The organism is Scytonema hofmannii PCC 7110 (assembly GCF_000346485.2).
Taxonomy (GTDB): Bacteria; Cyanobacteriota; Cyanobacteriia; order Cyanobacteriales; family Nostocaceae; genus Scytonema; species Scytonema hofmannii.
Genome location: NZ_KQ976354.1, coordinates 10,345,279 through 10,356,864, shown reverse-complemented (window position 1 = coordinate 10,356,864; position 11,586 = coordinate 10,345,279). Strand labels below are relative to the sequence as shown.

At 42.7% G+C, this 11,586-nt stretch carries 3 protein-coding genes; all 3 read left to right on the top strand.

Going from position 1 to position 11,586, the window contains the following annotated elements; all coding sequences use genetic code 11:
* Positions 1-18 precede the first annotated feature (18 nt).
* The 3 genes from WA1_RS43635 to WA1_RS43625 are packed head-to-tail and all read left to right on the top strand — an operon-like array spanning position 19 to position 11,580.
* Positions 19-945: a TauD/TfdA dioxygenase family protein gene (locus tag WA1_RS43635; RefSeq protein WP_017744627.1), complete on the top strand. Its 927-nt coding sequence runs from the start codon at positions 19-21 to the stop codon at positions 943-945.
* A 53-nt stretch (positions 946-998) separates the two neighbouring features.
* The gene (locus tag WA1_RS43630) at positions 999-5,675 is read left to right on the top strand and encodes a type I polyketide synthase (protein ID WP_017744626.1); all 4,677 of its coding nucleotides are present in this window, start codon (positions 999-1,001) and stop codon (positions 5,673-5,675) included.
* The gene (locus WA1_RS43625) at positions 5,668-11,580 is read left to right on the top strand and encodes a type I polyketide synthase (protein ID WP_017744625.1); all 5,913 of its coding nucleotides are present in this window, start codon (positions 5,668-5,670) and stop codon (positions 11,578-11,580) included. The genes WA1_RS43630 and WA1_RS43625 overlap by 8 nt, the downstream gene beginning before the upstream one ends.
* The last annotated feature ends 6 nt before the right edge of the window (positions 11,581-11,586 follow it).

Genomic DNA, 11,586 nt, shown 5'->3' with positions numbered 1-11,586 from the left:
TCTGAGAGGATACTTATAATGCTCAAAATTGAACCACTCGGAACTAGCACAGCAAGAATAGTTTATAGCAAAGACAACCAAAGTATTCTTAGTCTGTCAACCCATGAAGTTTTAGAAATGTTCAAGACATTTGGTTTACTTCTTTTTCGAGGGTTTGGAGTAACTTATGAGGAGATGAGAGAATTTTCTGAAAAATTTAGTTCTAAATTTGTTCGCGATCCATACAGACAAGTAGTTGGTTTATTCGACGATTTTGTCCAACTAGTAGATAACGGAATGGATGAAGTTCTTCCTCATTGTGAGAACTCCGCTAGTCCCTTTCGACCTGATATAGTTTGGTTTTGCTGTAGTGTACCTGCTGCACAGGATGGTGAAACCTTGTTCTGGGATGGTGTAAGAGTTTGGGAACAGTTGCCTGAATCAGTCAAACAACTATTTCTTTCCAAAAGAGTCAAGTTTAAGTATAATTTTGATGCCGAGCACTGGAAGCTTTTTTTTGGACCGGGAACTACCATTGACGATGTAAAGCAGACACTCAATAATATTGAAGATGTCAATTACCAGATTGAAGAAGATGAATCTCTCTATTTTGAATATACTTGCTCAGTTGTGGTAAAAACAAAGTTTGGCAATCAAGATGCATTTACTAATAGTATAATCTTATATTATCAAGAGCCCTTAGAGTCTCAAGATCCAGAGGTTTCGGAAGGAGTAAAGCCCGAAATATCAGAAAATAGCGAAAGAGTTTTTTTTGAAGATGGGTTACAGATACCTCATGCAGTTATTGATGAAATTAAGGGAGTCATGGATAAATTAACTGGCTTTATTTCATGGCAGACGGGCGATCTCGTCATGATTGATAATTCTAAGTTTTTGCACGGTCGCAGAGCATTTCAAGATGAGCAACGTCAAATTTATACTCACCTAAGTTATCTAAAATCTTGATTTCAATATGCCATTTTCAAAACAATCTTTGATGAAGTAAGGACAATAAACTAATGAGGAGTGCAGAAGTTAACAACTCTGTGGAAGAAATAGCTATTATTGGCATAGCGGGAAGTTTTCCAAAAGCCAAAACTCTTTCAGAATTTTGGCAAAACCTGCGTGATGGAGTGGAGGCAATTTCTTGTTTTGGCGATGAAGAATTAATCACTTCCGGAATAGATTTAGGGGTGATAAATGAACCAAATTACGTCAAAATCAGTGCTGTCTTAGAAGATACTGAGTTTTTTGATGCTGCGTTTTTTTCCTTTAACCCCAGAGAAGCAGAAATCACTGACCCGCAACATCGGATTTTTTTAGAATGTGCTTGGGAAGCATTAGAAAATGCTGGCTACGACTCTACTAGGTATACAAGTCGGATTGGAATTTACGCTGGCGCTAGCTTCAATAACTATTATTCATTAGATTTAAATCGCGATCGCATGGGTTCAGCCCAATGCTACCAAACAGTTATTGGTAATGATAAAGATTTCCTCACGACTCGTGTTTCTTATAAATTAAATCTGACTGGACCAAGTATTACAGTACAAACAGCTTGTTCCACGTCATTAGTTGCAACAACACTTGCTTGCCAAAGTTTGTTGAATTATCAATGTGATATGGCTTTGGCGGGTGGAGTTTCTATTCACGTACCACAAAAAACAGGTTATTTGTACGAACACGGAGGAACGCTATCTCCTGATGGTCGTTGTCGTGCTTTTGATGCCAAAGCACAGGGAACAACTATTGGTAATGGTGTAGGAGTTGTTGTCCTCAAGCGATTAGGAGATGCGATCGCAGATGGTGACTGTATTTATGCTGTCATTAAAGGTTCAGCTATCAATAATGATGGTTCTGGTAAAGTTGGCTATACAGCACCTAGCGTGAACGGTCAAGCAGAAGTCATTGCCGAAGCGATGATGCTTGCGGGAGTTGAGCCAGAGACGATAAGCTATATTGAAGCTCATGGTACTGGTACAGCCTTAGGCGATCCAATTGAAATTGCAGCACTCTCTCAAGTCTTTCGTAGCAGTACCCAGAAAAAAGGTTTTTGTGCAATTGGTTCAGTTAAAACAAATATCGGTCATTTAGATGCAGCGGCTGGTATTGCAGGACTGGTGAAAACTGTTTTAGCTCTGAAACACAAACAAATCCCACCTAGTTTGAATTTTGAGCAACCCAATCCCAAGATTGATTTCGCCAATAGTCCCTTTTACGTTAATACTCAGCTAGCAGAATGGAAAGCAGAAAGTACCCCTCGACGTGCTGGTGTCAGTTCTTTGGGTATAGGTGGGACTAATGCTCATGTCATTCTAGAAGAAGCACCAACGCTGACGCCTTCTAGCCCTTCTCGCCCGATTCAGTTGTTAGTACTTTCTGCTAAAACTGACTCAGCTCTGGAAACTGCAACAGAGAACCTAGTTCAACACCTCAAGCAACATCCCGATGTGAACTTAGCAGATGTGGCTTATACGCTGCAAGTAGGGCGTGCTGAATTCGATCATCGTCGCGTGCTCGTGTGCCAAGATATTAAGGATGCAACCAGTGCCTTGCAGTTACGAGATCCTCAAAGAATTTTCACTCGCTTAGTTGAAGGTAGCGATCGCCCCATCGTCTTCATGTTCCCCGGACAGGGCGCTCAGTATGTGGATATGGGGAAAGAACTTTACCAGAGTGAGCCAATATTTAGGGAACAGGTGGATTTGTGCTGTCAGTTGCTTCAACCTCATTTAGGGTTAGATTTGCGAGCGCTCATTTATCCCAAGGAATCTGAGTCAAAAGCCGCAGCAAAAAAACTGCAACAAACTGACGTCACTCAACCCGCATTGTTTATCATAGAATATGCTGTCGCTAAGTTGTGGATGTCATTGGGCATTTCCCCTGGCGCAATGATTGGTCATAGCATTGGGGAATATGTAGCAGCTTGCCTTGCTGGTGTTATGTCACTTGAAGATGCTTTGACTCTAGTTGCTATTCGTGGGCGACTGATGCAGCAAATGCCAGTAGGTGCAATGCTTTCAGTTTCACAAACTGCAGCAGAGATTAAAACTTTATTAAATGAAAATTTATCATTAGCCGCCAGCAATGCTCCTTCCTTGTGCGTAGTTTCAGGAACCCATAATGCTGTAGACACGATTTATGAGCAACTTGCAGCATCAGGTGTAGAGTGTCGCCGTCTGCATACCTCCCACGCCTTTCATTCTGTGATGATGGAACCCATCATTGAGCCATTCATCAAAGAAGTTAAAAAAGTTCAACTGAATCCTCCGCAAATTCCCTTTATCTCTAACGTCACTGGAACCTGGATAACAGCAGAACAAGCCACAGATCCGAATTACTGGGCGAGACATTTACGGCAACCCGTGCAGTTTGCTACTGGCATTTCTACATTATTGCAAGAACCAGATCGCATTTTACTGGAAGTAGGACCGGGACGCACCTTGTGTACTTTTGCTCAAAAGCATTCAGATTCCCCAGCACTCTGTTCATTACGACATCCTAAGGAAAAACAGTCAGATGTGGTGTTTGTACTGAACACACTGGGAAAACTCTGGCTATATGGAGTACAGGTGGATTGGTCAGGATTTTACGCTCACGAGCACCGTCATCGCCTTCCACTACCAACATATCCCTTTGAGCGACAGCGTTATTGGATTGAAGACTATAAACAGAGACCGGATAACAGTGGTAAATCTGTGTCACTTGGTAAAAAGCCAGACATTGCTGACTGGTTTTACTGGCCTTTGTGGAAACAATCTATACCTCCTATACTGTTGAAGCAGAAGGAACTGGTGACTCATTCGTCTTGCACTCTTGTGTTTATTGATGAGTGCGGCTTGGGTGAAGAGTTGGTAAAACGACTTCAGCTTGATGGTCAGGATGTAATTACAGTGAAGGAAGGATCGAAGTTCACTAAGTTGAGTGAGTGTGCATATAGCCTTAATGCTGGACAACGTGATGACTATGATGCCCTGCTGAATGAACTAGTAGCACAAGACAAGACCCCAAAAACGATTGTTCATTTATGGAGTGTGACTTCTGTTGGTCACACTCAATCAGGACTCGAAGGAGTTGATAAAGCCCAAGAAAAAGGTTTTTATAGCCTGCTGTTTTTGGCTCAAGCACTTGGAAAACAGCATATCACAGACGAGGTTCAAATTGCGGTCATTTCCAACAATATGCAGTCAGTGATTGGAGAAGAAGTACTGTGTCCAGAAAAAGCAACTTTATTGGCAGCTGTTAAGGTAATTCCGCAAGAATATTCAAACATTAGCTGTCGCAGCATTGATGTTGTAATTCCGAAGGAAGTCAGTTGGCAAGAGGAGAAACTTGTAGATCTGTTGCTGAACGAGTTAGGAACACAATCCTCCGATATCGTTATTGCCTACCGTGGTTTTAATCGTTGGGTGCAAACCTTTGAGCCAGTGCAATTAGAGGAAGCAAAGGGAGGAGCATCGCGATTAAGGCAAGGGGGAGTGTATTTGATTACAGGTGGACTCGGAGGCATTGGACTTGCTCTGGCGTCACACCTAGCGAAGGCGGTACAAGCAAAACTAGTTTTGATAGGGCGTTCAGCTTTTCCTGCACCTGAAGAGTGGGAACAATGGTTAGCGACTCATGACGAGAAAGACAGTGTCAGTCGCAAAATTCAGAAAGTAAAGGAACTTGAAGAACTGGGCGCAAAAGTTTTGGTATTCAGCGCTGATGTAGCTAACCTTGAACAGATGCAATTCGCGATCGCGAAAGCCCAGGAATTGTTTGGTCAAATCAATGGTGTTATTCATAGTGCAGGAGTTGCTGATTATGCTGGTGTGATTTCTCGAAGAACGCGAGAGACGACAGAAAGTATTATGGCTCCTAAAGTCAGGGGTACATTAGTACTGGATAGCCTTTTGAAAGATGTTAAACTGGATTTCTTAATTCTTTGTTCATCTCTTAGCTCAATCATTTATAGAAAGAAATTTAGTGAGGTTGGCTATTGCGCTGCTAATGAGTTTCTTGACGCCTTTGCTTATCACAAAACAAATAAAGAGCGCACATTTACAGTCTCTATTAACTGGACTGATTGGCAGGATGTTGGTATGTCAGTAGAGGCGGTGAAGCGATTAGTTGAAAAACAGGATATTTCTGATAATAAATCCTTATTAATGGATGCGGTATTACCTTCAGAAGGGATAGAGGTGTTTCAGCGTATTCTCAACAGTACAGTTCCTCGAATTGCAGTATTGACTCAAGATTTAACAACTCTGATAGAACGGGATCGTAATTTTAATGCACAAGCTCTTCTGGAATCTTTAGGCAAGACTAACCTTTCAAAACCGGCACACCCACGACCTGAACTGAGTAATGCTTGTGTTGCTCCTAGAAATGAGACTGAGCAAACAATTGCAGACATTTGGCAAAAACTACTTGGGATCGAGCTAGTAGGCATTTACGATAACTTTTTTGAACTAGGTGGAGATTCACTTATAATAGTTCAGGTGCGAAGTCAACTGCAAAAAGTATTCAAACAAGATTTATTAACAACAGATTTATTTGAATATCCTACAGTAAGTACCCTAGCAGAATATCTAAGCCAAGAACAGGTTGAACAATTTGCCTTTGGGCAAGTTCATTCTCGTGCGAAAAGGCAAGAAAAGGCTATTGAAGAAGAAGCGCAGATGATGAAACAAAGGAGAAAGGCGCGTGGATAACCAAGATACTCATAATGCATTGAAAGGCATAGCTGTCATTGGGATGGCTAGTCGTTTTCCTGGTGCCAAAAGTGTTGAGCGGTTTTGGCAGAATCTGCGCGACGGTGTGGAATCCATTTCATTCTTCACCGATGATGAATTGGTAAATTCAGGCTTAGATCCAGCTTTGTTACGCGATCCCAATTATGTAAAAGCAAGGGCTGTGCTGGAAGATATTGATATGCTTGATGCTTCGTTCTTTGGCTTTACACCCAAAGAAGCTGCATTCATGGACCCGCAACACCGTCTTTTCTTAGAGTGTGCTTGGGAAGCGCTTGAAAATGCTGGTTACGATCCTGAAGCGGACAAAGAACTGACTGGTGTTTACGCCGGAGCCAGCTTGAGTAGCTACTTAATTAATAACCTAGTTTCAGATCCTAACCTAAGCAAATCAAATTCTTTGCCAATTACAATTAGTAATGATAAAGACTATTTATCCACTCGGGTGTCCTACAAGTTGAATCTGAAGGGACCAAGTATTAGCGTCAACACGGCCTGCTCTACATCATTAGTGGCAGTTCACTTAGCGTGCCGAGGATTGCTAAGTTACCAGTGTGATAGAGCACTGGCTGGTGGAGTTACTATAGAAGTTCCACATAAGGAAGGTTATTTTTATCAAGAAGGCGGGATTACTTCTCCTGATGGTCACTGTCGTGCCTTTGACGCTAAATCACAGGGTTGTCCTTCCGGAAATGGGATAGGTATTGTTGTACTTAAGAGATTAGAGGATGCCTTGGCTGATGGGGACTGCATTTATGCAGTTATCAAAGGTTCAGCCATCAATAACGACGGTTCGGAGAAAGTGAGTTTCACAGCACCCAGTGTGGCAGGTCAAGCAGACGTGATTGCCTCTGCTCAGGCGATCGCAGGATTTAACCCAGAAACAGTCACCTACATCGAGACCCACGGAACCGGCACAGCACTGGGCGATCCTATTGAAATTAGGGCACTGAAAAAGGCATTTAGCGCCGGGACTGATAAGAAGGGCTTCTGTGCTATCGGTTCGGTAAAGACCAATGTCAGTCATCTGAATGCAGCAGCTGGTATAGCAGGCTTAATCAAGACAGTCTTGGCGCTCAAACACAAGATGATACCGCCCAACCTACACTTTGAACAACCCAATCCTGAGATTGACTTTGCTAACAGCCCCTTTTACGTAAATACTCAGCTTCGTGAATGGAAAACAGATGGAACTCCCCGCCGTGCTGGGGTTAGTTCTTTTGGCATCGGGGGAACTAATGCTCATGTTGTTTTAGAAGAAGCCCCAGTTGTAGAGACCGCAACTGCGTCTGGTCAATCTCGCCCTTGGCAGTTGCTGATATTATCTGCCAAAACTGATTCAGCCTTAGAAACTGCAACTGCAAATTTGGTTAATCAGCTCCAGCAACACCCTGAACTTAATCTTGCGGATGTAGCTTATACATTGCAAGTTGGTCGTCACCCTTTTAGCCATCGGCGCACGGTTATTTGTCAAGACATTCAAGATGCCATAATTGCTTTCCAGAACCCCAAACGAGTTCTGACTACCACTGAGGAGACGAATGAGCGCCCTGTAGCTTTCATGTTTACTGGTTTAGGGACTCAATATATTAACATGGCTCTTGAACTTTATCAAGTCGAGCCAACTTTTCGCGAACACCTCGATCGCTGTTGTTACCTCGGACAACCTTTGTTGGGTGTTGACCTCAAAGAAGTCATTTATCCGACTTCCCATTCAACAACCGAAAAGCAAGAAGCAACAAAAGAAAAAACGGGGATCGATTTACGCCAGATGCTTGGTCGCGATCCCCAACCAGTAGATCCCGCTACACAAAAACTGAATCAAACCTATCTGACTCAGCCAGCGCTATTTGCTATTGAGTATGCTTTAGCTCAATTGTGGATGTCGTGGGGGATTCGTCCAGTAGCAATGATTGGCTACAGCATTGGTGAATATGTCGCAGCAACTCTAGCAGGAGTGTTATCTCTAGAAGACGCTATGACTCTGGTTGCCAAAAGAGCGCAAATGATTCAAGAGTTACCCTTGGGAGCAATGCTGGCGGTTCCCCTTTCTGAGACAGAAGTACAACCTTTTTTGAGCAAAAATCTTTCATTATCAGCAGTCAATGGCTTATCTCAGTGCGTGCTTGCGGGAACCACAGAGGCTGTAGAGGAATTAGCACGCTCTTTGAGTGCTAAGGGGTTAGCTTGTCGCCAATTGCAAACCTCTCATGCCTTTCATTCTTACATGATGTCCGCGATCGCTGACTCTTTCACTGAAGTAGTACGAAATATCAATCTTAAGCTACCGCAAATTCCATATGTGTCTAACGTTACAGGAACTTGGATAACAGCAGAGCAAGCCACAAATCCGAGCTACTGGACACAACATATGTGTCAACCCGTGCGCTTTGGTGATGGAGTACACCAGTTGTGGACACAACACAGTCCAATTTTGTTGGAAGTAGGTCCGGGACAGGCATTAAGCAGCTTGGCAGTGCAATGTTTAGAGAATGTTTCTGATGATGACAAAATAGTATTGTCTTCGCTACGTTATGCTTATGAGCGACAGTCAGATGTTGCTTTCATCTTGAATACATTAGGACAGCTATGGCTTGAGTCCGTTAAGATTGATTGGTCAGGATTTTATGCCCATGAGCGCCGACATCGCCTTCCCTTGCCAACATATCCCTTTGAGCGACAACGATACTGGATTGAACCGCAAAAATTATCACCTGTACAAAGAGATCTCCAACCCAAGTTAACAGCGTCAGAACTTTGGCAATCTCTGGTAGAAGCTGGTCAACTTCAAGCTCGTGTCGGAGCTTCGGAATTTGACAAGCAAATTTCTCAAGAGAAAAGAGAGTGCTTAGATCGTTTATGCATTGCCTATATTAATCTTGCATTAACACATTTAGGAGCTTTTAGCAATCCCAGTAAAAAGTATTCTCTTCTGGAGTTGTTTGAGCAATGTCAGATTATTCCTAATTATAGAGAATTGTTGAGTCGATGGCTGGAAATATTGGTAGAGCAAGGTCAGTTACATCAAGAACAAGGGCTGTTTACTAACCTGCTGCCACTTTCACTAGACTCTGTTAACGATCTGTTAACAGAAGTCAGAGCCAAATGGGCAGATACACCGCAACAAATAGATTTACTTCAACTATATGGCGAAAATATGGTAGCCATACTGACTGGTGAAAAAGAACCATTGGAGTTCCATGTTTCTACCTTATTAAAGGAAGGAGAATTTTCAGTTCAACAATTGCCCGAAAATAAATACTACAACTCAATTATGCGGGCATGCCTAGAACAGGTGGTGAAATCATTACCACCATTCGTCAATCTTAGAATATTAGAAATTGGTGCTGGAACTGGTACCGGCACGGCAGAATTATTACCTATGTTGCCATCAGAAAAAACCAGCTACACCTTTACTGACGTGGGTGTTTTTTTCCTGAACGCAGCCAAGAAGAAGTTTAGCGATTATCCATTTATCGAATATCGATTGCTAGATATTGAGCGATCGCTTGAAGAACAAGAATACTTAAGCCACAGCTTTGATGCGATTGTAGCTTTCCAAGTGCTGCACGTGGCTCGAAATATTGGAGAAACTCTCGATCGCATTCGCTCAATACTTGCTCCTGGAGGTTTACTTCTATTTTGGGAAACAACTCAAGCCAGATTAGAATTTGAGTTTATTGACGCTTTGCTCATGAATCCGATAGAAGACCCAGAAAGCAAGCGCAATATGTGCAATCCCTTTTTATCCAAGGAGCAGTGGCTTGAAGAACTCAAATCTCATGGTTTTGTGCAGGTAACAGCATTCTCAGAATTCGCACCTTTTACAGACCACATAATTGTCGCTCAGGCTAGCGCCCCAGCAACGCACGAAGCACCAGCAGCATTTACAGCATTGCTTCATGAACAAGATGCTTCCATGACGCAACAAGTTTCATTAGGCAAAAAGCCCAACATTGCTGACTGGTTCTACATTCCTTCATGGAAACGTTCGCTACCACCGCAGTTGAGTAGTCAGGTCAAACAAGCAGAATGCTGGTTGGTATTTGTCGATGAGTATGGGTTGGGCGCTCAAATCGTGAAGCAACTCGAACTTGAAGGTCATGATGTGTTTACCGTCAAAGTTGGGGAGGAATTTAGCAGTAGAAGCAAATCACCAGAGGAGCAGTTTGGCAAGCGTACATATACAATAAATCCTCAACAACGGGATGATTACAATACCTTACTCAAAGAACTTCGCGCTCAAGATTTAACACCAAAAAGAATTATTCATCTGTGGAGTGTAACACAGTCAGAACCTACAGACTTTAACACAGCCCAAGAACAAGGATTCTACAGCTTGCTGTTTTTGGCACAGGCGCTTGGAAAACAGAATTTTACTGATGAGTTACAGCTTGCAGTTATTTCCAACAATGTGCAAGCTGTAACCGGAGTTGAAAATGTTTGTCCAGAAAAAGCAACAGTACTTGGACTTGTTAAAGTTATCCCACAGGAATATTCAAATATTAGATGTCGCAGTATTGATGTTCTGATTCCCTCACCGGGGGGTTGGCAAGAAGAGAAATTTGTGGAGCAATTGCTGAACGAGCTAAGAGCTAATTCCCCTGACTCAGCGATCGCTTACCGTGGTTTAGAACGGTGGGTGCAAACCTTTGAGCCTGTGCAATTGGATGCAAGCGTCGCTGAAACACCAAGGTTAAGGGAAAAAGGAGTTTACCTGATAACTGGTGGACTTGAAGACATAGGACTTGTGGTAGCCGAACATCTGGCAAAAACAGTACAAGCAAAACTGTTGCTTTTGGAGCGGGAAGATTTTCCCAACCGAGAAGAGTGGTCAGAGTGGCTGACAACTCACGATGAGCAAGATAACATCAGCCGCAAGATTCTCAAAGTGCAGGAACTGGAAAAGCTGGGGGCATTGGTCTTAATCTTGAGCGCCGATGTGGTAAATTTAGAACAGGTGCAAAGTGCGAAAGCGGGAGCAAAAGAGCAGTTTGGTGAACTCAATGGAGTGTTCCACACAGCTAAAGTACCTGTAGAGAAGTTATTTAGTCCTATTGTAGAGATAGACCATACAGAGTGCGAGCAGCAATTTCAAGCAAAAGTGCAGGGACTGTTAGTCTTGGAAGAGGTTTTGCAGTCCCAAAAGCTTGATTTTTGTCTACTGATGTCTTCGTTAACCTCTGTTTTAGGAGGATTAGGCTCTGTTGGCTACTCAGCAGTCAGTCTTTTGACGGACGCTTTTGCTTACCAGCACAATCAGACGAATCCTGTTTCTTGGATGAGCGTCAACTGGGATGCATGGCAATTTGGAGCAGACAATCAACAAATACCTACAGGTACAAGTTTGGCGGAATTTGCTATCGAACCGCCTGAAGGTATCAATGCCCTTGAACGTCTTCTTTTGTGGAGTCAATATCATCAAATAGTTGTCTCGACGGGTAATTTACAATCTAGAATTGACCAATGGATTAAGCTAGAATCAAGACAAGAAAAAAGTGCTGCCCAACAAGTCAATTTATCTTCTCGTCACTCAAGACCAAATTTAAAGAATGCTTATGTTGCTCCTAGTCATGATGTAGAGCGCAAACTGGTTGAGATTTTTCAAGAGTTACTGGGTATTGAGCCGATTGGTATTCATGACAGCTTCTTTGCATTAGGTGGAGACTCTCTAACGGGAACTGTACTTATTTCCCTTGTTCGCAAAAATTTTCAGGTAGAACTACCTGTTCGTTCTCTCTTTGAAGCACCTACTGTAGCTGAGTTAGCTTTGGTTATTGAAGAAATTCTCATAGAAGAGATAGAAAAATTAGAAGACCAAGATCCCCTACTTATTAGAGGAGAAGTCGGGGATCTTGTTTCGTAAAAGTCT